Source organism: Candidatus Chloroploca mongolica (assembly GCF_004762035.2).
Taxonomy (GTDB): Bacteria; Chloroflexota; Chloroflexia; order Chloroflexales; family Chloroflexaceae; genus Chloroploca; species Chloroploca mongolica.
The window spans coordinates 1-26,968 of record NZ_SIJK02000016.1; the positions used below are offsets into that span (position 1 = coordinate 1).

General features: G+C 62.0%; 11 protein-coding genes. 9 read left to right on the forward strand and 2 right to left on the reverse strand.

The genetic code is table 11. The features are described from left to right. The first annotated feature begins 227 nt into the window (after positions 1–227). The 9 genes from drmA to EYB53_RS10655 all read left to right on the forward strand — a co-directional run bounded on the left by drmA (position 228) and on the right by EYB53_RS10655 (position 20,028). Positions 228–3,986 (forward strand): DISARM system helicase DrmA, encoded by a 3,759-nt coding sequence (gene drmA / locus EYB53_RS10615; RefSeq protein ID WP_256439698.1) that lies wholly within the window; start codon positions 228–230, stop codon positions 3,984–3,986. A gap of 36 nt (positions 3,987–4,022) precedes the next feature. After that, positions 4,023–4,388 (forward strand): four helix bundle protein, encoded by a 366-nt coding sequence (locus tag EYB53_RS10620; RefSeq protein WP_371879098.1) that lies wholly within the window; start codon positions 4,023–4,025, stop codon positions 4,386–4,388. A gap of 89 nt (positions 4,389–4,477) precedes the next feature. Continuing rightward, on the forward strand, positions 4,478–6,361 hold the full coding sequence (gene drmB / locus EYB53_RS10625; RefSeq protein WP_205712629.1) for a DrmB family protein: 1,884 nt from the start codon (positions 4,478–4,480) through the stop codon (positions 6,359–6,361). After that, positions 6,358–7,170, forward strand: a complete 813-nt coding sequence (gene drmC, locus EYB53_RS10630; RefSeq protein ID WP_135478166.1) for a DISARM system phospholipase D-like protein DrmC — start codon at positions 6,358–6,360, stop codon at positions 7,168–7,170. The genes drmB and drmC overlap by 4 nt, the downstream gene beginning before the upstream one ends. 537 nt (positions 7,171–7,707) lie before the next feature. Next, entirely contained in the window at positions 7,708–11,949 is a 4,242-nt protein-coding gene (locus EYB53_RS10635) for an OmpL47-type beta-barrel domain-containing protein (protein ID WP_135478167.1), read from the forward strand. A 280-nt stretch (positions 11,950–12,229) separates the two neighbouring features. Then, positions 12,230–12,421 (forward strand): hypothetical protein, encoded by a 192-nt coding sequence (locus EYB53_RS10640; RefSeq protein WP_135478168.1) that lies wholly within the window; start codon positions 12,230–12,232, stop codon positions 12,419–12,421. A 182-nt stretch (positions 12,422–12,603) separates the two neighbouring features. After that, entirely contained in the window at positions 12,604–15,384 is a 2,781-nt protein-coding gene (locus EYB53_RS10645; protein WP_167857340.1) for an AAA family ATPase, read from the forward strand. Positions 15,385–15,454: 70 nt separating this feature from the next. Beyond that, positions 15,455–17,836, forward strand: coding sequence for a hypothetical protein (locus tag EYB53_RS10650; protein WP_135478170.1), 2,382 nt, complete (start codon positions 15,455–15,457; stop codon positions 17,834–17,836). A gap of 1,172 nt (positions 17,837–19,008) precedes the next feature. Continuing rightward, on the forward strand, positions 19,009–20,028 hold the full coding sequence (locus tag EYB53_RS10655) for a tyrosine-type recombinase/integrase (protein ID WP_135478171.1): 1,020 nt from the start codon (positions 19,009–19,011) through the stop codon (positions 20,026–20,028). Between the two features lie 325 nt (positions 20,029–20,353). Here the strand turns inward: EYB53_RS10655 and EYB53_RS10660 are convergent, their stop codons facing one another. Together EYB53_RS10660 and EYB53_RS10665 are read right to left on the reverse strand one after the other, a co-directional pair. Next, complete coding sequence (locus tag EYB53_RS10660) at positions 20,354–25,933, reverse strand: alpha/beta fold hydrolase (protein ID WP_135478172.1); 5,580 nt, start codon at positions 25,931–25,933, stop codon at positions 20,354–20,356. A 218-nt stretch (positions 25,934–26,151) separates the two neighbouring features. Then, positions 26,152–26,968: PGS family Ig-like domain-containing protein (locus EYB53_RS10665; protein WP_167857342.1), on the reverse strand; the 817-nt coding region annotated here is incomplete at its 5' end.

Genomic DNA, 26,968 nt, shown 5'->3' on the forward strand with positions numbered 1-26,968 from the left:
CGGAGGCGGGTCTCGGGTCTCGGGTCTCGGGTCTGGGAGATCAGGGAGCGGGTCTGGGAGATCAGGCGGCGGGTCTGGGGGATGCGGAGGCGGGTCTCGGGTCTCGGGTCTCGGGTCTGGGGGACGCGGAGGCGGGTCTCGGGTCTCGGGTCTCGGGTCTGGGAGATCAGGGAGCGGGTCTTGGGGAGCAGGGACCGAGGATCGGGGAGCAGGGTGCGGAGTGCGCGTTGCCGGAGGCAGAGCATGGGCTACTGGGAGAAAAAAACCAACTGCTGAGTTCAAACCTTACGCCCCCCGAGACCCCAGACCCGAGACCCCAGACCCTGAACCCCAGACCCCAGACCCCAGACCCCAGACCCCAGATCCTCACCCCCCCATCCCCTGCCGCGATCCGCGCCGAGCTCGAGCACTTGGTGCTGCGTGACCTGCTCGGCCCGGCTGGTGGGCCCGAGGAGGAGATCGCTGAGGGGAGTGTGCGTGACCGTTACCTGGTTGGGATGCTCGCGCCGCGTCAGCAGCAGATTGCGCCGGAAGAGCAAGATGATCTGAACCAGGGCGGTGAAGATGCCCCTGATGATGGGCCGATTGACCAGGGCGCGACCCAGGCCCCTACGATGTTTCCTTCGTCGTTTGGCATGACCTTCACCGTCGAGGGTGCCTGTGCCGCACTGACGATCACGGCTTCCTGGGGCCGCTATCATCGGGTGAAGAGTGCGTATGTAACGAGTGAGAAGACCGGGGCACCCCTGACCGTCTGGAAGCGTGAGCCGATGGGCGGACACGGGCATAACCTGGTGCTTCAGCCTGGCCCCATCGAGCCGTTTTCCCCTGACCCTGAGCAACCCGAGGTGCTTGTCCGTGGTATTTGTCGGAAGCCAGGCCGTGACTGGATTGTCACCCTCTTTCTGATCAATACCCAGGCCGAGCCGACGAGCCTGCGCGATAGCGCCTGGATCTTCCAACCTGAACTGCGGGTGACCGCTCTCGATCATGCCGCCGTCTTTCAGCAACGCGCAGTGCTCCAGACCGATGGCGACCCGGAGACGATGCGTGAGGAGATGACAATGGCGATGCTCTACCGCAACGAGGTTGAGTTCGCCGTCGGCCATGGCGTCAGCGTGCATGCCGATGTCGCTGCCACCACTCCGACCTGTGCACATCAACTCACCACGGTGGTGGTTCCGACGTATGAAGTGCCCAAGACCATTGCCCCGACCGAAGCAGAAGTGCCAGCCCTGGCGGGCCTGGTCGTTGACATGAAAGTGCTCGCCCAGACCGCAGACGGCGGATTTGGTCCATTGCTGCGCCCGCTGCTTGAGGCCTACCGCAGCTGGATTGACGAGCAGCAGGCGCGCATCGGCGACCCGGCGGCGCGCCTGGAGGGCTTCGAGGGGACGGCTGCCGAGGCGCTCGACCGCTGCCGTGCGGCCCTCACGCGGATCGAGGACGGCATTACGCTGCTCGATACCACGACCCAGGCCGCCGAGGCGTTCCGCTTCATGAACCGGGCGATGTGGCAGCAGCGCCTCCACACGCTCTACGCCGAGGCGGTGCGCCGACAGGGCGGAAGGGTTCAGGGGCCAGGGGCCAGGGTTCAGAGCCCTGATAGCGCGACCGAACCCCGAACCCTGAACCCTGAACCCTCGATAGACGCCCTTGACGTGCCGAAGGATCGCTCCTGGCGTCCCTTCCAGCTCGCCTTCATCCTGCTCAATCTTCCTGCGCTGACCGATCTCCACCATCCTGATCGCTCCGAAAGCCCAACCGCCCTCGCTGACCTGCTCTGGTTTCCGACCGGCGGTGGCAAGACCGAAGCGTACCTGGGGTTGACGGCGTATACGCTGGGCATCCGGCGACTCCAGGGTACGGTTGAGGGACGGAGCGGGATGGAGGGCGTCGCGGTGCTGATGCGCTATACCCTGCGCCTGCTTACCCTCCAACAGTTCCAACGCGCCGCTACCTTGATTTGTGCGTGCGAAATGATCCGTCGCGAGCATCCTGAGCGCTGGGGGAGCACTCCGTTTCGCATTGGTTTGTGGGTGGGCCAGCGTACTACGCCGAATACCAGCGAGCAGAGCAATGAGTCGCTCAAGCGGGATCATGGGCAAGGCAGCCGGGCCAGCAGTGTGGGCGGCAGTGGCTCGCCCGCGCAACTCACCAATTGTCCCTGGTGCGGAGCGAAGATCCAGCCTGAGAAGAACCACCTTCAGGTGAACAAGCTGACCCGGCGTACCATCGTCTATTGCGGCGATGCGCTCGGCGATTGCCCCTTCTCGCGCAGGCAGGCCGACGGCGAGGGTCTGCCCATCCTGGTGGTTGATGAAGATATTTATCGTCGGCTCCCGGCCCTGGTGATCGCCACGGTCGACAAGTTCGCTCAGTTACCCTGGAATGGGGCAACGGGCATGCTCTTCGGCCAGGTGGACGGCTATTGCCCCCGCCACGGCTTCCGCTCACCCGATCTCGACGATAAAGAGCGGCATCCCGCCCAGGGTGGGTTGCCTGCGGTGCAGGTGCGCAAACACAATCCATTGCGCCCGCCGGATTTGATCATTCAGGACGAATTGCACCTGATCAGTGGCCCCCTCGGCACGCTCGTCGGCCTCTATGAGACGGCGGTGGATCGGCTCGCCACATGGGAGGTTGGCGGCAAACGGGTGCGCCCCAAGGTGATCGCTTCGACTGCGACCATCCGTCGCGCCCCCGATCAGATCCACGCCCTCTTTTTGCGCCAGGTCGCGGTCTTCCCCCCACAGGGGCTTGAGGCCAGCGACAACTTCTTCGCCCGCCAACAGCAGGATGTGCGCAACGAACCAGGCCGCCGTTACCTGGGCATCTGTGCAATTGGCAAGCGCCAGAAGGCCGTGCTCATCCGGGTCTACACCGCCTTCATGGCTGCGGCCCAGATGCTCTATCAACAGTATGGCGTGCATGTCGATCCCTGGATGACCCTGGTCGGGTACTTCAACGCGATGCGCGAGCTCGGCGGCATGCGTCGCCTGGTCGAAGATGATGTGCGTTCGCGGCTACACCAGGCCGACAAGCGCGGCCTGGCCCGGCGACGTCCACCAACCCTGGAAGAACTGACCTCGCGCAAAGGGGCGACCGATATCCCGCGCATCCTTGACCTGTTGGAGGTACGCTTTGACCCGGCCGATGAGGCGCAGCGCAGTGCGGCACGCAAGCGCGGTGCCAAGGTTGATCGCCCAACCCCGCTCGATGTGCTGCTCGCCACCAATATGATCTCGGTCGGGGTGGACGTGAAGCGCCTGGGGTTGATGATCGTCTCGGGACAGCCCAAGACCACGGCGGAGTACATCCAGGCGACCAGCCGCGTGGGCCGCACCTATCCTGGCCTGGTCTGTACGATCTTCAACTGGGCGCGGCCCCGCGACCTCTCGCACTACGAGCAGTTCGAGCACTATCACGCGACCTTCTACCAGCAGGTCGAGGCCCTGTCCGTCACGCCCTTTGCGGCCCAGGCCCTACGGCGAGGCCTGGCCGCCCTGCTGGTGACGTTGGTGCGGCTGCTCGGCGACGAGTTCAACGCCAATGATCGGGCGGGGCGCCTGGTGGCGTCGCATCCCTACGCTATCGAGGCGATCCGTATTCTCGCCGAGCGTGCCGCGCTGATAACCGGGCGGCGCGAGCTTGGGGTCGAGGTCGAGCAGACCCTGCGCGCCCTGCTGGACAACTGGCGCGAGCAGGCCGGACGCACGGCCGGCGGGCGTGTGCTCGGCTACAAGCCGAAGAAGGATGGGCTGACCGTCGGGTTGCTCAAGCACACCGAGGCGGGGCGCTGGGAGGACTTCACCTGCCTCAACTCGCTCCGCGATGTGGAGCCTGGCGTCGGCCTGGTGTTGGGGGATGGGGATTGGGGGATGGGGGATGGGATGGCGGGGAATAGGGGATGGGGAATAGAGGATGGCGAACGGCCCTACACACCGTTCATGAGTGATCGGGATACTACAAAGGATAGGGAATGAGATGACGGGGGATAGGGGATGGAAGGAGGTGCTGAGGTGGGCGTACAGAACTACCGTGATCTACGAGTGTGGCAGGCGGGGATGGATCTGGTTGAGGCAATCTACCGCCTGAGTCAGGCGTTCCCAACCGACGAACGGTTCGGCCTGACCAGCCAGATCCGCCGCGCCGCCGTGTCAGTGCCCTCGAATATTGCCGAAGGCCACGCACGTGAGCACACGGCCGAGTACGTATACCACCTCTCCATCGCTCAGGGCTCCCTCGCCGAGGTGCAAACGCAAAGCGAGATTGCGCGCCGGCTTGGCTATCTCTCAGCGGAACAGGCAGAAGTGATCGAACAGCAGACGGTCACCCTCAGCAAACAGCTCTACGCGCTCCGCAACGCCCTCCAGAAGAAAGGCTAAGGCTGTGACGTGCTCATCCACCCCATCCCTCATCTCCCATCAGCAACTCTACGCGTTCCGCAACGCTCTCCAGAAGAAAGGCTAAGCTCGTGACCCGATCACCATCCCCCATCCCCTATCCCCCATCCCCTCGCTATCGCGTGGGCGAGGTGCGGCCGAGCCAACTCCTCCATACGTTCGGCGTGGGGGCGATCATCGACCTGCCGCATCTGTCGGTGATGGTGATGGGGCTGGACGACTGGTCGCCCGCCTACGCGACTGAGATCGGCGAAGAACGGCTGCTGCTGGCGGTGCAGGAGCAGTTGGGGCCTCAGGTCAAAAGCCTCCGCGTGCCGCCCATCCAGCCCGAGGGCAGCGACAACCCCTTCGATGGCTCCGCGCAGATCGGCGTGCCAGTGGCAACGTTTCCCCGCTGGATGCTCTGCCCGTACTGCCGGCTGCTGGCCCCGCGCGACTCGGATCTGTTTCAGCTCAAGAGCGACAACTTCCGGCCCGACCGGACGCGCTACGTTCATGCCAACTGCACAAAGCCTGGGGCTCCGCCCACGGTGCTTCCCGCCCGCTTTCTGGTCGCCTGCGAGAAGGGCCATCTCGACGATTTCCCCTGGCACTATTTCGTCCACCAGGGGCCAAGCTCCTGTACCGGGGCGCTCCGCTTGCTTGAACTCGGGGTTTCCGGCGAAGCGACTGATATTATCGTCAAATGTGATGCCTGTGGCGCACAACGCCGCATGTCCGACGCCTTCGGCGAGGAGGGCAAGCACGCCATGCCGGCCTGTCGCGGTCGCCATCCGCACCTGCGCGACTTTGCTGAGCATGGCTGCGATCAGCAGATGAAAGCCATCCTGCTTGGTGCCTCCAACAGTTGGTTCGGGCTCACCCTTACCGCCCTGGCGGTGCCAACCGCCGTCGATACCGTGGGCCAGTTGGTTGAGGCCCACTGGGTGATTCTAGAGAAGGTGAGCAGCCGCGAGGTGCTCCAGGCGTTCCGGGCCATTGGCCAACTCCAGGCGTTTGTGCAGATCAGTGATGACGCGCTCTGGGCCGAGATCGAGCGCAAACACGGTGGCGGGAGCAATGCCAGCGCCGAGCCCCGCAGCCTGAAGGCCCCAGAGTGGCAGGTCTTCACCAATCCTACCAGTGCCCCGCGCCTCCCCGATTTCCAGGTAACCGACGTAGCCCCGCCGCCCGCCTATCGTCACGTGCTCGAGCGCATTGTCCTGGTGGAGAAACTCCGCGAAGTTGCGGCCTGCATCGGGTTCACGCGCATCACCTCGCCCGGTGACTTCGCCGAGTCGGGGGAACTACCCGCGGATCATCGTGCCCCCCTGTCTCGCAAGCCACCGCTGTGGGTACCGGCGGTCGAAGTGCGCGGCGAGGGGATCTTCTTCCAGTTTGATGAGCAAGCCATCCAGACCTGGGAGCACCAGCCAGCCGTGCAGGCCTTCGAGCGCCAGGTATTCCAAGCGCATGTCAACTGGCGGCGAACCCGCCGCCTACCCGAGCCAATGGCAGGCTTTCCGGGGGTGCGGCTGCTGCTGCTGCACTCCTTTGCGCACGCCATGATCCGCCAACTCGCCCTGGAATGCGGCTACACGGTCGCAAGCCTCCGCGAGCGGATCTACGCGCTGCCCCCAACCGAAGATGAGGGGCCCATGGCGGGCGTGCTGCTCTATACGGCGGCCCCAGACAGCGAAGGCACCTTGGGCGGACTGGTCAGCCTGGGTGCTCCCCACATCCTGGGACGCCACATCACCGGGGCACTCGACGCGATGCGGCTCTGCGCCTCTGACCCACTTTGCGCAGAACACACCCCGCTGACCGGGCCGCAGACGCTGCATGGAGCCGCCTGCCACGCCTGCCTGTTTGTCCCCGAGACCTCGTGTGAGCGTGGCAACCGCTACCTGGATCGGTCGCTGCTCGTGCCGACGGTCGAACGGAGCGATCTGAGTTTCTTTGGAGGGAGCGTATGACCCTGCCGACGAGCACGCTCTTCGAAGCGATAGCAACGCTGCTCGAGGGGCTCCCCGAGGGAGCCATCAGCCCACTGGCTGAGGCGATCGCGCCCATCCCTGCCGGTTCATGGCCGGCGCTGCACACGACCGCGACCCAGGTGCTGGCCGCACCGCACTATCGCGAGCAGGTTGGGGCGTTTATCACCACCTGGCAGACGCAGGCTCCGACGGTGCCGCCAGCCAGTGTTGCCCTGGCGCTCCAGGCGGCCGGGACGGCGGTGAGTCGGCAGCGCCGCGTCCAGACCGTCGAGGTCGTGTGGACGGGGCCGGCGAGCGGGCAACCGCTGCGACGCACTGCCCAGGTACTGCAAGGACTGATCGACGAAGCGCAGCAGGATCTGCTCATCATCGCCTTTGCGGTCTACGACATCCCCGAAATTGGGATCGCCCTCCGTCGGGCGGCCCAGCGGGGGATCGTGCTCCGCCTCATCATCGAGTCACCGCACGCCAGGGCCGGCAACATCGCCTATGACAGCCTGGTCGCGCTGGGGCCACAGGTCGCGGCGCACGCAACGATCTACCAGTGGCCGCTCGCCCAGCGGCCACGCGACAACGACGGACGGCATGGCTCCCTGCATGTCAAATGTGCTATCGCCGACGGGCAGACCATGCTCATCTCCAGCGCCAACCTAACCCGCTACGCACTGAGCCTCAACATGGAACTGGGTCTGTTGCTACGTGGCGGGCGCCACCCACACGACGTCCAGGCCCATATCGAAGCACTGATTGCACGAGGAATCTTAACGCAGATCGAAGCGATGGTATAAAAACGCATGCACATTCGCAAGTCGAACCACAGACCCTTGGCCAGGTGATGCGCCCCCTACCTTGCAACGAAGGTTGACCCATATTGACGCAAAGGCGCAACGCTGCGCATCCAGATCCGTGTTGACGCAAAGGCGCAAAGGCGCAGAGGTATTACATATCTTTGCGCCTTTGCGTCAAACAACCGGCCTTTTTTGCAGCCTGCTTCTCGGGGTGAACTCTGCGACGAGGCCTCATCGTGAAGCTTTCGCAACTCTTCACAGAAAGGCAAGAGTTGTTGGGCATGATCTGGTACTGATGAAGACAAAGGATCACGCGAGGCGTTACCGCTCCCTCACGGATCGAGCGCCTCGGGTTTCCCGATGGGACGGTCGCCACGACGGAGATCTTGCCTTCGCAGGAATTTGATGGGCACAGAGCTTTATATGAGTATGACCATCCAGCGCACCAGCAAGGGCCTGATTCGGTGGTGCGCACGGCCACGTCCAGCCCGCCCGGCAGCATAGCGTCACGCTTACGTCTGAACAGGAGCTTGCACCATGTCTTCCCTCACAACTGTCCATCCGTCCTCGGCGCGCCTGACGCCTGGCATACTCCGGTTCGCCCTCATTGTTGCTGTGCTGCTTGGCATCCTCGGCGCGCCGCTGTCGATGGTCAGTGGCACCCTGATTGCCGCCCCAGCCACGCAGTCCAACGTGCGTGTGCAGGCGGTGAGTCTCGGGTGGAGCCATGCGTGCGTGCTGTTGAGTACCGGTGAGGTGCGCTGCTGGGGCCGCAATGAGAACGGTCAGATTAATGTGCCCGCCGACCTCGGCCCCGTCAGCCAGATCAGCGCGGGGTTCAGCCATACCTGCGCGGTAACCACTGCCGGTGCGGTGCAGTGCTGGGGCAGCAACGACTATGGCGAGACCAAGGTGCCCGCCGACCTCGGCCCGATCAATCACGTCAGTGCAGGTGCGAAGATCACCTGCACGGTGAATAACGCTGGCACGATGCGGTGCTGGGGGATGCCGTTGAGCGGTCAGATCAAGGTTCCCACCGATCTCGGTTCGGTCAACCAGATCAGTTCGAGCATCGGCATTCCTGGGACTGGTACCACGTGTGCGCTCACATCGGCTGGCACCGTCCGCTGCTGGGGCAACATGCCGGGGCTTGATGAGCAGGGGGGCATGCCTCGTGATCTTGGCCCACGCAAGCAGGTGAGCGTTGGAGGGCAGCATGCGTGTGGGCTGGACGCGCAGGGATCGCTGCGCTGCTGGGGGGGCGACGGAACGACACCCGCCGACCTCGGCCCCGTCAGCCAGGTCAGCGCCGGGTTCAACCATACCTGTGCGGTGACCACGGCGGGGACAGTGCGCTGCTGGGGTGGCGACGCGAGCGATGCGATCCGTGTACCCGCCGACCTCGGCCCAGTCAGCCAGGTCAGCGCTGGGAATAACTATACCTGTGCCGTGACAACAGCCGGCGGCCTGCGCTGCTGGGGCGACCCTCTAGAAGGCCAGCCCGAAGATCTGACGGGCAATGGCGTGACCACGGGCGATGGCACAGGCGATGGCACAGGCAATACCACGCCCATGCCCATTCCGTCAATTGGACAAGTTGCCGGCCTGGTCTACAGCGCGGGTGGGCAACAGTACCTGGTTGACCTGAACAACACGAGCAGTGCGACGATGGGGACAGCACCGCCAGTTGGCAGCATCATTGGGCCAGACAACACGCTCCTTTGGATCGAAGTGTCTGACTCATGGAGGCCAGTTGATTTCAATGATCGCCAACCCTTTCAGATTCTTCGAGCAAACCGAGACGGCAGTGATCGTCAGGTGATCCTAGAAAGCAGTGCTTTTTATCAGCAATTTCCTACAACAATTTCGCTAACCTTCTCTCATTTCGGTAGCAGTTTCCTCCCAAAACTCGTTTTGAGCGCCGATGCCACACAAGTCTTCTTTGTCGCTTGTAATCCGTTGATGGGTGAGGCTGCCGTATGCGCCTTTTACCAGCTTGATCTGGCTTCGCGTACCGTCAGCCTGATGCAGGGCCAGAGCTTTGGTGTATATCCAGGCTGGGTCCACCCTGATGGTCAGCGCGCTATCTATACGTGGGATTTAGCTTGCAGCGGATCATTGGAGCGTACCAACAGGGAGTCAACGTCGCTCTCCGGCACCCCGATCAGCGCTATCTGGTTAGCCGATCAGCGCTTTATCTACAGCCGCTATATCTGTAAGGGTATCTGGGGCTCGGAACCGGTGTCACCGCAGTATGATATTGTCCTCGCCAACGCAGACGGCAGCGACAACCGCGTGCTCGTGGCAGGCAAAGTCGCGAGCGCAATGGTGCTCGCGCCTGACCAGCAGACCCTGGCCTTCATCACCAGCGACCCAGGCCAACTCCAGTCTGGTGAGGTAGCGCTCTGGGTCGTCAATCTAGACGGCAGCGGGCTACGAAAGGTGATCGACCTGCCAAAGCATGCGACCGACCTGCGCTGGACAAGGTCGGCAACAGAAAGCACCGCGCAAACATCCCCACGCCCATCACCCGTCTCCACTCTCCCCACCGTGCCCACCACCGGCGAGATTGCCTACGTGCAGGACGGCAACATCTACTTGCTCAATCTTGCCAGCCGCAAGACCACGCCGCTTGTGACCGATGGGACAGTTGGCTTACCAGGCGATTGGCGTGGTGGCATTCAACTGACATGGTCACCAGATGGACGGCGACTGGCCTATGCCTCAAACCGCGCCGGGAACTACGACATCTACGTCTTAGACGTGGCGAGCGGCAGTACAGAGCAGTTCTCCTCGAATCGGCAGGACGAGTACCTGCCATCATTTGCGCCCGACGGGGTGCTCTTCTTTGTGCGGATTACAAAAGCACATGAACACAATCAGATCGTGGGTGAATGGGACGTGATTCGTGCCATAAAGCCCGGTCAAGAGTCTGTCGTAGCCGCTAATAGCTATGTGCTCGATAAGATCGAAGTGCTGGCTGACGATCATGTAATGATGATTTCCAGCGCTGATATGGGCTGGGGTCAGTTAGCAACGGGGAAGGCCGAGGTTGTCTGGAATAACGGCAACTATCATTGTTCGTGGCCAGGAGGTGTCCAGAGTACGTTTGATGCCTCATGGTCACCTGATGGCACAACGCTGGCCGTCATCGCGGCTGACTGCCCTCAAGGAGATTCGTCAGGCAACTGGCGCAGTGCGCTTTTACTCGTTGATGCAGCGAATCCCAATGCAGAACCCCGGCGGATTTTGGGCGATGGGTATTCGAGTTCAGCGATTGACTGGGCACCAGACAACGCCTGGTTGGTCTCTGCCGGGAGCATCAGCGGTGGGACGGGTGGACTCTGGCTGATCAGCGCTGCGGGCGGCGTGCCGCAGCGCATCTCCGAATTGGGCGATGACCCGGCGTGGCGACCTGACGTGAGTGCCGATCAGGCGCAAGCGACTGTCGCAGCAACGATGGTTTCGTCTGCCGAAGCAAATAACAGTGGGAGCGTTGATCTCGGTGTAGCACCGACGATAGTGGCCGGCAGCGCGGTGGCGAGTGATAGCGAGCCGCCGACGGTGAAGATCTTCGTCGTCCCGCAGGGCGATCGCTGGCTGGTGACGATCACCGCCGAGGATGGTGGCTCTGGTGTGAAGCAGGTGCTCTACTCGACCGATGGGCAGCGCTACCAGTTCTACCAGGGACCGTTTGCGGTTAACGCGGACGAGGTGACGATGCTCTACGCCTTTGCCGACGACGATGTGGCGAACCGCTCGAGCGTGGTGACCTACACCGTGACGCGCAGCAATCCCCAGAGCCTCGCAGGCTACGTCGTCGGCATAACCCTGTCCCTGGTGATCCTTCTCGGAGGGGCATTTGTCGCCGTGTACCCCCGCATCAGCCCCACCCAACGTCTCTGGGCGCAGCTTGTGGCACTCGCGGGCGGGGCCTTGCTGCTCGTTCAGTTCGCGCTGTTGTTCATATTTGCCTTTGTTGGGCGATTGGATGGTGTTAGCATGCCGCCACAGCCAGCGCCGTCCCTGGTAGAAGTCACACCATCCACGCTTGCAGCCATAGCTTTGCCGACCACTGTACCAGAGCCTACCCCTGAGCGTGTACCCACATCAACGCTCATCGCTGTGCTTGAGGCTACAGCGCACAGCGATGCTGGGCCTACGGCAGCACCATCAGCTACACTGGCAGCCGTATTACCAACGGCCCTATCCGTCACGACGACCCCGCTCCCAGCCGAGGCCACTCCGGCAACGACCGAAATGCCTTCGCCCACCACAACTGCAAGATCTTGCGCCATCGATCTCGTCGGAGGCTTTGGCATGATCTGGCGCAGCAACCCTGAAATTCAGCAGCGCATCGGCTGTCCAACTCAGCCAGAGCGCGGTGGTCAGATTGCCGAGCAGCCGTATGAGCGCGGCAGTATGTTCTACTATGATCCGTTGCGCCTGATCTATGCGCTAGCCGGTAGCGAGCGCGGTACATGGCGCATGTATGAGCAGGATCGTCTGATGAATGAACCCACTCCGACACCAGCCGAACCGCCCCCCGGTCTGATCGCCCCGATTCGTGGCTTTGGACTGGTCTGGGGAACGCAGGAGTGGGTACGCACCACCCTGGGTTGGGGAACGCGCTACGAAGATGGGCCTTTTGACGGTGCATTTCAATCGTTTGAGCAAGGAACGATGCTCTTTAGCCCCGTTGGTCTCGGGCGCGGCAAAATGCTCTATGTCCTCTATGACGACGGAACGTTCGAGCGTTACGACGACCCGAATCGCTGAACTTTGCATCTGTCCGTGTTCCGGCAGGGTTGAGAGACAAGCCCTACAAGCCACGGTATCTACGTGGCCTGACTCAGCCGGCGAAGGCCGGCTTCGTACGCGAGAGCCGAGGCGTTGACGCCAACGGTATGGGCGGATGGGGCTAATCCGTCAGGCATGGTGGGGCGCGTGAAGAGAAGATGCAATCGCCCTGGATGACGAGGGCGTTCGTCTTGAAAGAGCGCTTCATGTGACGCATAATAGGAGAGTGAAAGCATCTGTGCTTTCGCATGTATTTCTTGTGAAAGCTTCTTCAATGAACGACCCGAATCGCGCCGCCCAGTTCCATCAGGCTTTGCTTACGACCTATCAGGAAGCGCTCAAGATCGGCTACCGTCCGACGCGCTTCTTGCAATTGCTCAATGAACGTGGTGGGGTCGAGACGGCGCGACTGATCCTGAACCAGCTGATCAGCCTGATGGTCAGCGCTTAGAACAACTCCGGGGCTTCAGCCCGCCGCTCACGTTTGAGCGCGATCGCTATGGCATCATCTGTATCCTGGCCAGCAGCACCGACTATGCAGCCTTTCAGGAGGCCATGAAGGTGATCGTTGCGCCAGCAATGCATCCACACGACCGACCCACCACTGCTGCCGGTGCGCCGAGGGGAACTCACATGACAATTGCTGATGCTGCGTTCACGATCCTGTCACGCGCTGGTGGCGGCCCCCTCCACCTCAGTGACCTTCTTGCGCGCATTCAGATGGAGGGACTGGCCGAGTTGCGCGGTCAGACACCGCAGCTCTCGCTTGCCAGCATTTTGCTGCGCGATGAGCGCTTCCACAACCGGGGGCGGAATAGCTGGATGCTCGCAGCAGCCGCCACCGCAGCCGACGCGGCGGATGACCTGGAACTTCCCGCCGTGCTGCCTGAGCCACCGACGCGTTCGCCAAAGATCTATGCCGAGGAGACGGCACGCTGCTGGCGGATCCATTTTCCGCGCGAGCTCTGGGAGAACGCCCGACGTCATGGGGTGATCGCGATTGGGTGGCCGCTCGATGCACAGAATCAGAGTGTCAAGCGCTTTCACCAGATTCGTGCAGGCGACCGCGTGGTCGCCTACGTCCAGGGTGGGGTGATCGGTGGGATCGGGGTGGTCACCAGTCCCTTTGATCCCGAACGGCCACGGGCAGATTGTGCGGCGACGACGCTCGGCGATGAGTTTACCCAATACCTGCGCGTAGCGTGGGCCGATGCCCCTGCCGAGCCGCAGAATCTGCTCGAAGCTTTGCGCCATGCCAACTATACTCATCTCTATAACCGGATCAAGAACCCGCATACGGTTATGCCGCTGAGCCGCGACGACTACCACACGCTGCTCAGCTTGCTCCAGGTGGATGACGCGGGTGAACCGCGCAGCGCCAGTCGACTGCCGACCGGCTGGGAGCAATTGGCTCCGTATCTCAGCCTGGCCCGCGGGATGGGCGACACAGAGTTGACCGCCGAGCAACTGTTGGCACGGGCGCAGGCGAGTGATCCGCCGCTGAGCGCGGCACTCGATGCCGACGACCTAGTGGCTGAGTTGCTCCAGTTGCGACTGATCATGAGTGCCGGACCAAAGAACTACCGGAGCCGCCCCTATGTAAACGGCGACGAAACGGCTCTGCTGCGGCTCTGTGCGCTGGCATTGCTTGCCCCGGTGGAGGGTGCAGTAGAGCAGTATCTCCTTCCAGCGCAGGCGATCTTGCCACGCCTGGCGGCAACAGAGACCCCCCAACCAGTCGAGCACTTCGCCCCCGAACTCGGTGAGGCCGATGCAATCAGACTCGTCGGTTGGTACGCCGAGGCAGGCCTGGTCACCGTCGACGGTGACGCGTGGTTGCCGAGTCTCCCTGACCTGACTCTCGCGGAAGCGACTGATCCAGCGAGTCTGGCCTACGCACACTTATTCACGACCCTGCAAGACGAGCGTAGCGGTACGTTCAGCAGCGACCTCGCTCACCTGGCTACCGACGCAGCCTTACCGCCAGTCGAAGCCTTTGAAGAGCGTATGGACGAACTGGGGCAGGAACTTCTCTTTGATCATGCCGTAATCCGTCGCATATACCGCTCGCTGCTGGCAGGACGCCACGTGGTATTGAGCGGGCCGCCAGGCACAGGCAAGACGGAACTAGCCCGGCGGCTCCCTAGCTTGCTCTGGCGCGAAGCCCCCATCACCTTCCAGCGACTCACCTTTAGCCCAGATCTACCGCCGCTCGAACAGGTCACCGAGCAGCGACATGGCTATGCAGCCCTCGTCGTTACTGCGACCGAAGACTGGGGCGTACGTGATGTCGTTGGCGGCATTGGCCCCCGTCTCGACAGCACGAGCGGTGCCCTGAGCTATACCATTGAACATGGGGTTCTGACGCGGGTGCTCCTCCAGCACTATCAGGACACCGAGCGTGGACGACGCCTGCCTCCACCGGCAAGCGGCTTTCTCCGCCGTGATCGTCATCACGAAGGCCGACGCTACCGAGGGATCTGGCTTGTGATCGATGAGTTTACCCGTGCCCCGATTGACGCCGCCTTCGGCAGCCTGCTCACGACCTTGAGCGGGGGACAACAGGCGACACTGGCGGTGCCGACGCGTGAGGGTGAGTTGCGCGAGGTTCCGCTCCCACGTGACTTTCGCATCATCGGCACCCTCAACAGCTTCGACCGCCACTTCCTCAACCAGATCTCAGAGGCAATGAAGCGCCGCTTCGATTTCATCGACGTGCTGCCACCATCGCCGGCCGATGCGATCTTCGAACAGGGTATCGCGTTAAAGGAGGCGCTTCGCCGAATGCGGGACGATGGCTTCGCCGCGATTGAACAGCACGATGCGGCGGGGGGCTTTCGCTGGCCGGGGGTGCTTCGCGTCGAGCCAATTACCGACGCGCACAAACCGCGGCGTTACCAATGGCAGGCTGAAACACCCGAGGTCGCGACTGTCCTGGAGTCGTTCTGGCGCATCTTTAGCGCTATCCGGGTCTTCCGCCAACTCGGCACAGCCCAGGTGGTTGCCGTCTATCTGAATGTGTTGACCGGGGTGCGGGTAGGCATGCCTTGGGACGAAGCGCTGGATACGGCCTTAGCCGACGGCCTGGCTGACCAGTTGCAGGTACTCAGCCGAGACGAGCAGCGCACGCTCGACGCCCTTCTTGAGCACGCCGGTCAGCCAGGAGAGTTTGCGGCGGCAGTGCAAGCGATTGTGCGCGAGTTACCACCCGGGCGACGTGCTGGCTACCTGTACGCATTGCGTGAGCGTGACACGGCCATCCACGGCACGAGCGACCTTGCCGTACGCGAAGAGACTCTGCTGAGCGCTGCGCAGCTTGGGCGGGTCTTCCTCAGCGATGTTGCCCTTGCCTTGCCGCCATCAGGCGCATTTCGACGGCGCTTACGCGACTTGATCGGCGAGCGAGGTTTATAGGAAAGACTATACGGATGAAACAGTTCTGTCTCCAAGCTCCGGCAGAAGAACAGCGCGGACGGGGCAAACTATGAGCGACGAGGCGCGTGCTGAGATGGCCCACGCTGCATCCTTCACCATTCATCCTTCATCCGTGGAACGTGAAGCGTTCCTCTGGCTCCAGGGGCGAATGGTTGAGTTGCTCTTACGCCACGACGTGCGGCGACTGGGCAGCAGTTTTGCGCCACGCCTGGGAAGCCTGTTTGACGATGAGCACTACACGGTCTTGCACCCGTACCGCGAACTCGCCGTGCTGATCTATCTGCGTGATGAACTGCTTGCGTCCATCCTGCCACGCATCAAGCGTCGGCTGAGTTTCCTGGCTCCACGCGAGGGACTGATCGAGGAACTGCCGCCGCGAGGGCGCATCGACTGGGCACATACGCTTGCTGCGGGTCTACGTGATCGCCCTGGTGAGCCGCCTCTGCACGTGCATACCCGCCAGCGTCGGCGTCATTTTGCAACCCCCGAGAATCTCTTGACAGTGGTGACTCTGCTGGAATATCGTGCTGCAATCCAGGTGCGCCTGGATGCCGAACGAGAGGTAGCTGGCGCTATGGCGTTGCGCCATCCCCTGCACGAGATGCTTGAACAGGTGACCCGTGAACTGGCCTTCCCACAGTTTGTCGGTCTGGTGCGTGAGGCTGAAGCCATCGCCAACGGTGATGCCGAACAGCGGCCTATCGATCTAGAGCGAGCGGTCGAAGCACACCTTGTGCCTGGTCACAACAGCGCTTACGATGATCTCCTGGCCTGGCGGCGTAACCTCAGAGGCTTGCGCCTCCTTGAGCGCAACCTATCCGCCAACGCTCCCCCCATGCTTGGTGCGGATCCGGCCCGTGACAATTACCTCTATCAGATCTGGCTCTTCTACGAACTCGCCGAACTGCTGGAAAGACGGGGCGTGCGAGAAATCTGGCATGTAGGGACGATGCGACTGCGCTTCCACTGGGGTGAGGGTGACGACAGACGGGTCTACTGGCTCCAGCACGACCGCGCTATTCCCCATCACTGGCATCAGGCTCCAGGCGTCAGGCCCGATCTCTACCTAGAGCGCGACGGGCGGGCCGAGGTGAGGCAGCAGGGCAGCCTGATCTGGCGTGAGCCAGGGTATGTGCTCGATGCGAAGTACTACAAGCCTCGCGATAGTGTCCGTGCGCCGTCGGGAACGATCAAACGCATGATCGCCGACCTGCAGCTGACCGGTGAACGGCGCGGGGCCTTGCTCTTTGCCTTCCAGAGCGCTGAACGCCCGGCTGACCTGGAGGACAGCGACCTTCTTGAACAACTCAGTGCGACCGCAGCAGTCGGCCCGCTCTACCGGGTATGGCCTGAACCGGCAGCAGCGCAGAGCACACGTCCGGATGCAGCGATCACGATCTGGCGAGCATGCCCGCAGATCGGCGGATTGGCCGCAACGCACGCCACCCTGGTGGCAGTGCTTGACGAAGCGCACCAGGCGTTGCGTGCGCAAGTACCGGTAGCCTGCCACGGCGTTTTCCTCGACCCGCTGAGCCTAAGCGAGCGCGGGGCAATGCTGGGGCGCGACGGGACTGCATTCGCGCCAGAAGACCTGCTGGTCTGCCCGAAGCCACATATCGGCCCCTGGCGCGTTGATCTGGTCAGTCGTAGCCATCACTGCTGCCGCGACGAGCAACTGTGCCATATCATCGGCCAGGTCGGGGCGACACCGCCCGTGCGCCCACCACGTACCGCCCACGAATTGCTGAGCGAACTGGATCGTCTCTTTGCGGTAGGCGCGTTGGAAACGCTTGATGAAACCGCCATTGAGTATGCCGTCAGTCGCATCGAAGGACTGACCCGCCGCTTCGCCGAAATCACCGGTGCCTTGCATGATCTAGGGCGCTACGAAGCCAAACTCGGCGACATTGGGTTGGATCGCACCCTCCCCCTGATCGGCCCCACCGAACGCGCATCGCTCGCGCTGGCGATCTACCTGCGCGACCAACTCGACGACGTGCAGGCCAACGACTACTCAGCCTCCATCATCCACGTCGCCCGCGTGCTCGAGCGCGAGTTGCAGCGGCGCCTCCTCTCCATCCCTGGCATCACAGGGGCCGACTTTCCATATGGCAAACCAACGCTCGGCGCATTAGGTGGCGTCTACCGCAAGCACCCAGCGTTGTGGGCACGCATTGCCGCGCACCTGGCGCAGGTCTGGGTGGGCCAGGTTGACCCTGAAGATACTGCATTTGTGGTCAACATCGCACAACTGATCCCCGAAATCGACATCCTGGTACGGGCGCGCAATCAGGCCGCCCATACCACGCCCATCGCCCGCAACCGTTTCCGTGAACTGCTGCGCACGCTCTGCGCGGGCGGGCCATTGCGGGTAGGGGCGTTGAATGTACTGCTGCTGGCCTGGCCTCTGCCGGTAGTAGAAGCGGGATAAAGAAGCGCAAAATATGATCGCGACCCTGTTGCGCTACCCTTGGAACAAGACGATGCGCACGCGAACCAGTCGTCAGTTGGAGGTTGAACAGCAACGAGCGAAACTTGCCCAACTCCATCCACTTTGACGCAAAGATGCAAAGACGCAACGCAGCCCATACCGATCCGTATTGACGCAAAGACGCAACGCTGCCCATACCGATCCGTATTGACGCAAAGGCGCAGAGGCGCAAAGATAGATAAAACCTTTGCGCCTTTGCGTCAAAACAACCAGTCTTTTTTACAGCGCTCCCCTGTAGCGATCCCGATGGTGTTGGCGAAAACAGAGCCATCAATGCGTATGTGTGACACTCGTTGTCACATGGTCGTGCCATACTCAGAAGAGGAGCAATCTGAGGTCTTATCACTTTACGCACCAGGGTGGCAGCAACTTCGCCGTGTTCCTGCACTGTGATACGGACGATGATCTGCTCGTCAATGCCATTGGCACCGTTGACAGCGAGCACATGGTCGTCTTTGGACCGGCTTCGCGGTGTTTTTGGGACATCACAGCCGATGGAGCCTGGACGATCACGCCGCGATGAGGCGGGCGACCTGGCGAGCCTGCGCTTGCGGCAGACGCCGCTCACCGCAGCGGGCAGACGCGTTCGGCCTATGACGGGGGCGGATCAGGTTCGTGTGACACGATCCCGCCGAACGTCCGCCCGCCGCGCCAGCCATGCCGCGCTGTGGCTCAAATCGGCAACGAAGCCCATGCCTGCCAGCGCAAGCCGCGGGCTCGCGGGAGATGATGGAATCTAGAGCCCGGGCGCAGGTTCGATGATCAGCCCTGATCGTCCCCAACACCCCGACCGCACCGCAGGCCACGCGAACGAAGAGGGCGCGCTTGCGCATCCCCAATGATCACAGGTACGCCGAACGGCCCTGCTCGTCCATCGACGCCCAGGGCCACACCAGCACGGAGCCACCAGGCTGATCCTCGCCCCCGATCTCCAGACACAGGGTCGTCGCGCCGCCCTGCGCCGCTCGACGATCCGACCACGCGCCCGTGCGCCTGCGGCTCTTCCCCGTAGCGGTGAGGGCGCACGGGTGTGCGATCCAGGGGCGGGTGGGGTGGTAGAATAAGTCGTGAGAAGGGGAGTTCTCACAACTTATTGCCCACGGAGGCCCCCCATGACCGACCTGGCCCCGCCCACCCCGCCAACTGACCCGGAACCGCCTCGCGACGGCGACCTGAGCACCCATGACCCGGACAGCGCTCGCCCGAACGCCGCCACCCTCTATCTTGCCAGCCTCGGCCCTGGCTCGCGCCGCACCATGCGCGAAGCCTTGAACACCGTGGCCGCCTTGCTCGGCGTGGCCGAGGTGCGCACCACCGACGGCCAGGACGTGCGCTGCCTCCATACCCCCTGGGGGGCCGTGCGCTACGCCCACACCATCGCCATGCGCGCCACCCTCGTCGAACGCTACGCCCCGGCCACGGCGAACAAGATCCTCGCTGCCCTGCGCCGGGTCTTGCAAGAAGTCTTCCGGCTGGGCGAGCTCCCCGCCGAGGAGTATCAACGGGCCGTGCTGGTGCCGACCGTCAAAGGCCACCGCGAACCCACCGGGCGCGTGATCACCCCCAGCGAGGTACGGGCGTTGCTGCGGGCCTGCGCGGATGATCCCTCCCCGCTCGGTCGCCGCGATGCGGCCGTGCTCGCGCTGATCCGGGGCACCGGCCTGCGACGCGCCGAAGTGGCCGCGCTGAATCAGGAGGCCTATCACCGCGAGACCGGCGAACTGCTGGTGCGCGGCGGCAAAGGCAACAAAGATCGCCGGGTCTGGGCACCCTCCGGCACCCGCGCCGCACTGGAGGTCTGGCTCGGGGTGCGCGGCACCCAGCCAGGGGCCATGTTCGTCCGCGCCTACAAAGGGGGCCGCTTCAGCACCCAGCGGATCACCGCCGAAGCGGTGGCCCTGATCCTGACCAACCGAGCCCAGGAAGCTGGCATCCCCGCCTGTACCCCGCATGATATGCGCCGCACCTATATCTCCGAACTGCTCGATGCCGGGATTGACCTGGCGACGGTGCAACAACTGGTCGGGCACGCGCAAGTGACGACCACGGCCAGCTACGACCGGCGGGGCGAAGCGGCCAAACGCAAAGCGGTTGAGTTTGTCGAAGTGCCCTTCTTTGCGCCGGCGGAATGAGCGTGCGCGTGGCCGTGGCGCGAGCGCACGCATGCGAGATCGAGGGCGCATATGTGGTCACACGCGGGAGTAGCGGCGCGTCGGGGCGGGCGGGCGGACTCAGTTCCGCTGCCAGGCCCGCCGCTAGCGACACCGCGTGCAGAGGCCGTCCGCGCCCTGGCGCTCCGCTGCCGTCAGCATGGGGGAACCCCAGGATCCACCTCTGCTATAGCATGGTCGTGATGCGAACGCCGCGCCACCAGTGCGGCCCTGCGTTGCGGCCGCCGGGAACTCCGATTATTTCGGCTCTGCTGATGGCGCGGGCGAAGTACTTGGGCCAGCGTTACTAGGAACCGCGCCGAATAAGCGGTAGGAAGACATGCCAATCGCTTGTAGCCTCCAATGTGGCAAGGCCACGATCAAAGCCAAAGTAACCAACGTTCGGCCCCGTAGCCTGTTCAATGACGACCGTCCGTAGCTCGAGCGGAGTTGAGAGTGCATCACTGAGCGTACCGGGTGCAAAGCGGATGTGGATCAAGCCTTCACCATCGATCCGTTGCTGACCGGGCTCGCTTGTCGCCACTAACTGACCATCGGGTGTATAGAGCCCTCCTTGCCAGCTATAGGTGTCTGCAACGTCGACTTGCACCGTGGCGCTGAAGCTGAGCGAGCCGTCAGCGCCACGCACTCCAGATGAAGCGAACTGCGCGGTGATTGACTCACTGGCAATGTCGCGCCAGTCAATCGGGATGGATGCCACAACCTCAAGGTCGGTATGGTGGAGCGTGGGCCGTCCTTGGAGCGTGCCACTGAGGCGCAGATCAGTCAGGCGGAGCAGGCCACTAGCGCGCGCCGTCCGGATCAATTGTCCGTCCAAACGTACAAAGATATAGCTGGTGCCAGGCCAGACCTGAACGATCTGCGCAAATGGGCCTAGTTCGGCACCGTCCTCGTCACGCAACACCCCACTAAGGTGCAAAAAGCTCTGCTCAGGGGCGCTGATTGTAATGTAACTCGCCAGATCACGCCAACGCCCGTCAAGCGTTGGCTCGTTGAGCCAGAGACCGTTGCTGCCCTCGATCCGTGCAAGTGGCTCGGCAACGTTGAGTGGGAGGGTGCTCTGGCGCGAGCCGCCTGGCCAGGTTGCACGAACGGTGATCGATGCCTGCCGCGCCTGGCTCTGTGCGGGGAGGGTAGCAGTGAAGATCCCGTCACCCGCCGCCGCATCACCGGACTGGCCATCATCGCGCAGCGGATACACTTGCCCGTCGAGGAGGGCCTGCATGCTCACGCTGGTGCCTAGAGCAGTGCCACGATCATTGAGGCGGGCAGCAATCACGATCGGGGTGCCCGGCACCAGTGTGCCCGCCTCAAGCTCGGCTTCAAGGCGTACCGAAGTATGCACGAAGGCCGTGAGCGCATAGTTCGTCGCGGTAGAAGCATTGATCACAACCTGCCAGTTGCCCGCCACGGGCGTGGCGAGGCTATAGGCAACGATGGGTACGTTCCCAAAGCTCGTGGTTGTGGTGTACGTAACGCCATGGGGCAGGTTCGTCGGCGTGATCAAGCTACCGTCGGGCTTCCGCAGGCTGACCATGAGTGCATCACTGGGGCCAACCATAACGACAGTTGGTTCACCCGAGGGCAGGGCTAACGTATGGCTGAGGGTCGTTCCGGCGCTGATTATCCCGCTGTGATCCAGCGCAATCTGATAGTCTGGGGCGCTGGCGGTGCTGGCGAGGTTTGCGCTCGTCCCCCCACAGTGGTAGGGCTCCCATCGCGTCAATTTCTCCCATTGACGCGATGTATTGGGGGGACGGCGCAGGATGCGTAGCACAGCGGCAAGGACATCCGGATGGCTGTTAATGCTGACATGGTTGAGGGGAAAATTGCCATCCAGGGGGGCACCGTCACGCTGCGGCTGTGGGCGAACCGGGCATGAGTTGAGCCAGGGCGGTAACGCCTCTTCATCAGCGATCTCTAAAAGCCCATCACCATTGAAATTCCAGAAATTGACCGTATACGCCGCCTGCTCCTGGCGGGTGAACTGTTTGACGCAGTTGCTAAAAGGCAAGGTTTGCTGGAAGCGGCTACGACACTCATTGCCATAGTTGAAATTCAGCATGGCCCGACGAGAAAGATTGTTGATGGTTACAAGGCAACGCCAGGAAAAATCATCTACATCATCGTCGGAGCTAACGCAATTAATTGATGGAAGCTGTCCGGTATCAAACCCATGGTGGGGAGCCGAGATGCCGACGATATTATCGATCTGGCTGGCGATGGTTGCATCCTCGAGCGCTAGGCGACTGATCACCCCGCCACGACTATGGGCAATCATGTTAACCTTATCTGTCCCGAAAAGCTGCCGCGTGACCTCGATATAGTGGCTGAGCAGTTTCACCATATGCTCGTTCGGATAGACGCCGCGTGCCAAGAACATGCGGCTAACATCCAGGTGGGGAATATCTCGTGGTGTCAGCGGCCATGGTTCGAGCGTAAATGGCTGCGTACGCAATCCTGTAGCAAAGACACGGAACGTATCAGGGCTACCGGTCCAGCCGTGGACGAAGACAATCGGGTACATAGCCCCTTTGACGCGCAGGCCAGCCCAGGCTACCTCAAGCCCGGCGGGGCCACTCACAACGATCGGGTTGCTCCCTGGTACCAGTGGGGTAGCGACTCTATCGATCCACTTCTGGTTATCCGTTAACTGGACGACCCCATGGGCACTGGCATCATTGATCAGGGCGGCGCTCTGCTCAGCTGACAGTTCAATGATCACGGGCCTGTAGCGATGCGTGAGTGCAATGGGTTCCAGATCCTGATCATGCAACTTCACCCGCGCACTACCGCCGTCGGGATGGCGTAGCATCAACTCGATCTGAACAGTACCGGGAGCAGTCGTACCATCAGGGAAGCGCCGCCCTGGCAGAGTCGCCCCGAAGAAGCGCGGCACTTGCACCGTGAAAGCACAGCTGGTCTGGCTAGGTGTATCGGTGCGTAGACCATGCCCTGCCACAAAGAACGAGTCGGTACTGGCGGGTGCCCCTGGCGAAAAACCGCTGTTACCTACACACAGACCCGAGGCACGGGGCTGACCTACGAAGTGAATCGGATAGCGATTGGGTGGCACACGCAGAGTGCGTGACGCGAAGCGGTAGCCCTCAGCCTCGACACTAACCAGGTATTCGCCGGGAGGCAAGTCACGCACGCTATAGTTGCCCTCTGCATCGCTCGTAACCTGAGCCCCACCTGCGATCTGTACCGTCGCACCTGCAATCGGGTTACGCTCATGATCTAGCACGCGACCTGTGATCATGTAATTACTCAACGCCTCACCGCCATCGAGCAGGATGTCACCCAGATCGAAGGTTTGATAGGCGTTCAGGGTAACCAGATCGGCCGTGCTTAAACTGGGCTTGTTGGCGTAGAATTCGCTCACCTGATGGAACTCGCCGCCTTCAGCGCTGTCAATCAGGATCGAGCCTCTGAAGCCGATCCGGACGCTGCCAGGGACAATCCCGGCCAATACAAAACTACCATCAGGGTCACTGCGACTGTAACGAGACGCTGTTGCTCCATACGCATCGATCCAGGCCCGCACTGGCTCGCCATCGGAAGCAACGATACGCCCAATGACCTGGGCACCATGGTTTAGGCTGATATTTTGGCTAGTCACCAAGCCACCCTGGCGGAGCGCAATTGGCTCTAGCCTCCCTAACGCATAGTTACGCGATGCGCTATTCCAATAACGTGTGCTAAAGATTAGCTTGTAGTCGCCATCAGGTAATCCTGCAGTGCGGTAATTTCCATTCGTATCGCTGTAGACGGTATGGATATACCTATTCGTCCAGTCCGATACTTCGACAGCGACATCGCTGAGGGGGAGTCCACTATCGGCAGCCGTGACCCGCCCGCTGATCTGACCGCCACGCGCTAGGCTCATTTCGACTCCGTCTATTTGGTCAGGTGCAGTGAGCGCATAACGGGTCTGGGGCAGCAGGGCAACCTGAGTAAGGTAGTACGCGAGGGAGGCGTTGTTGTTGCGGTTTGGAGAGACCTCGATCCAGTACGAGTCGCTGGGTAGACCAGGGATGGTGAAACTTCCATCAGCGGCAGTTGCAACACGCGCCGATCCGAAACGATAACCAACCGCACTAACCATCACTGCGGGAAGACCCATGCCTGTGTCGGCAGCAATCACTCGCCCGTGGAGTTGACCACCGAGTTCGAGTTGTTGGTCAAACTGCGCAACCTGATTCTTACGTACCCGGATGATCGCCTGGTCAGGGTGATCCCAGGAACTTATTGGTACATAGATTGCGGAGGCATTCATGGGGCGAAAACCCAGGCGGTAGGTTCCATCACGTAGCGGTGGCGAACGATAAAAACCACCTGTATCGGTTGTAACTGAGCCAACCAGGCTATTGCCCGTATCATAGATGCTGACTGAGACAGCAGGCAGTCCTTCCCCTGCCCTGTTGGTCACCTGTCCACGAATGACCCCGCGTGTACTCACGACTGCATTAATGCCGGTCAAGGTAGTGGTAGAAGTAATCTCGATCGGTGTGGCACTGGCTAAATCTGGCTGGTTGTTGTAGTAACTGGGAATAAACTGCGGCGTACTGGAAGCTGAGGGTGGCTCACGCCCAAAACCAACGCGATAAAACCCGCGGGTCAGCCCCACCGGCAAGGTGTACACGCCAAGCCAGTCGGTGCGCGTTGTGATCACAATATCACCATCGGCATCAAACACTTCAACTAGGATTGCGCTGCTGCTACCGGTATGGGTCGTCACAACTCCACTGATCGAACCGCCACGCTCGATCATGATATTGCCAAGATTGGTCACACCTGCGCTACTCAGCGTAATACGGTCGGCTTGTGAACGAGTAGTGCGCTGGTTGTAGTACTGGCTGGCAAATTGCAAGCTTCCGCCATTATTCATGCGGACACGCAGGGTATACATACCCGGGGGTAACGCATTGGTGGTAAAACGAAAAGGCTGCAGCCCTCCTCCCTGCCAGGTAAACGGGATCTCGGTATGGGTACGCCCACCAACATCAAGGAGCTGTAGATTTAACCGCACTCCAACAGGTTCTAATGGAAACAGCAGCGTTCCGCTGACTTGCGCCCCGCGCGGAAGCTCAGCATTCACCGTCGTGCTTTGGCCTGCGACAACCGTAACCGCAACAGCAGCGCTCTCGTCGAGTTGGTTAGGGTGCCAGACACTAAGCCAAGGAGTACCCTGATAGGAAAGCGTGCTGGACTGGCCTTGAGGGATAAACTGCACCTTGTATTGGCCGGAACTCAGGCCAGTGATAAGGTAGTTGCCACCGCTATCAGTGATCGCACTTTGGGAACCTGCTCTCACTCGTACCCCACTCACTGGTGCAGCGGACGTTTCATCGCGCACTACTCCTGTGATGATCCCGGTAGACTGCTGGATTGCGCCCTCGTTCGAGGTAGCAGCGTCCGCGGGTGCAATCCAGCTATGACTGGCAAGTGGCCTCAGCAGGATTGGCGGAGGTGGTGGTTGATGGGCTTCAATGACCGCGATTGCTGGCTCAGCCAGAGGTATGGCGCTACCCGTCGGATCAAGCAACTCAGCGAGAAAGAGTCCGGTCTCGTTCACCGGTACTACCGCCCTGCCAGAGGCGTCCACAGGAGCACTGCCAATCACAGTATTAAGACTATTACGCCAGACCACATGCAGGCCATGGAACAGCATACCCGAGGGCAACTCGACTTCAGCCCTGAGCTCAAGCGCATGCTGGCGCTCAGTAGGTGCCGCCGGGCGCTCGTCGAGCTGATTGTCCAACCATATCGGTTGCGTGGCAACCGGTGCAAGCACCGCAACCGTGGGGCTTGCTGACGGCAGCAGCAAGATCAGCACCAGCACCAGCACTGGATACATCTTCATGACGGTAGACCTTTCGTGTCATTGAGGCAAGGCTTCGCCTTGCACCTGCTTGCCAACTCTTCCACAAGTCGCATGAAAACGGCTGATTTGTTGAGGCAGAGTGGCATCCGAATGCGGTCAAAGCCCATGCCCCGCTCGTACGAGCGGGGCATGGGCGGCTGAAACGCTCTGCGCTACGCTACCCCAATGCACATCCATACCCTGGGGCAGTCGAGTGGCTACCGGAGCGCCAGCGGCAGATAGACCCGTGGCACCTGCGCGAGGGGAACGATACTTGCTGGTACCGTCCGTTCGTCGGCATCTACCCCTTCGAGCGGCACTCGTACCACCGCATCTGGCCCACTGGTAACCAGTTCGTATGCCGCCTGCACTACCACGCGGGTTTGCTGCAACCGACGTGCTGCCCCGGTTGGTTCACTGCTCACCACCACCACATAATGACCTGGGGCCGCCTCAAGAGACGTGGTCAGCATCAGTGTGAAGCGCCCCTGGTCGTCGGCAGTCAGCGAGGGTTCGAGCACGATCCCGTTGATCCGTACCTGCAGCGTCGCCCCTGGCGGAAACTGGAGTCCGCTGAGCAGGAAGGTACTGCCGGGGGCACCCTGCAGGTAGTTGAGGTTGAGCATCGGACTCGACGTCACGACCGGGATCGCGACAAAGTCTTGCCCACGCAGGTCGCCCGTGATGGTCACCGTCCGCGTGGCGGGGGTGAAGGCATGCCCGTTCCGACTGGGCGTGAGGATCCACGTCCCGCGCGGCACCCCCGTCAGCGTATAGGCCCCGGTGCTATCCGTGGTAGCGCTGCGGATCCCATCGGTGATCGTCACCGCAGCAACCCCTCCGCCGTGGTGCAGCACACGCCCGCGCACCTGTGCGGTCGCCGCCTGTGCAGTGAAATCCTGGCCGCTGAGCGCCGCCGTGACCGTCACGGTACGCGTCGGTGGCGTGAAGGTATAGCCCGTGAGCGTCGGCATGAGCATGTGCGTGCCATAGGGTACCTCGGTCAACGTGTAGGCCCCGGTGCTATCCGTCGTG

Coding starts and splice junctions, on each gene's coding strand:
- EYB53_RS10660 (WP_135478172.1), bottom strand. CDS start 25,933: ATGAAGATGTATCCAGTGCTGGTGCTGGTGCTGATCTTGCTGCTGCCG.
- EYB53_RS10655 (WP_135478171.1), top strand. CDS start 19,009: ATGACCGACCTGGCCCCGCCCACCCCGCCAACTGACCCGGAACCGCCT.
- EYB53_RS10635 (WP_135478167.1), top strand. CDS start 7,708: ATGTCTTCCCTCACAACTGTCCATCCGTCCTCGGCGCGCCTGACGCCT.
- EYB53_RS10645 (WP_167857340.1), top strand. CDS start 12,604: ATGACAATTGCTGATGCTGCGTTCACGATCCTGTCACGCGCTGGTGGC.
- EYB53_RS10650 (WP_135478170.1), top strand. CDS start 15,455: ATGAGCGACGAGGCGCGTGCTGAGATGGCCCACGCTGCATCCTTCACC.
- drmC (WP_135478166.1), top strand. CDS start 6,358: ATGACCCTGCCGACGAGCACGCTCTTCGAAGCGATAGCAACGCTGCTC.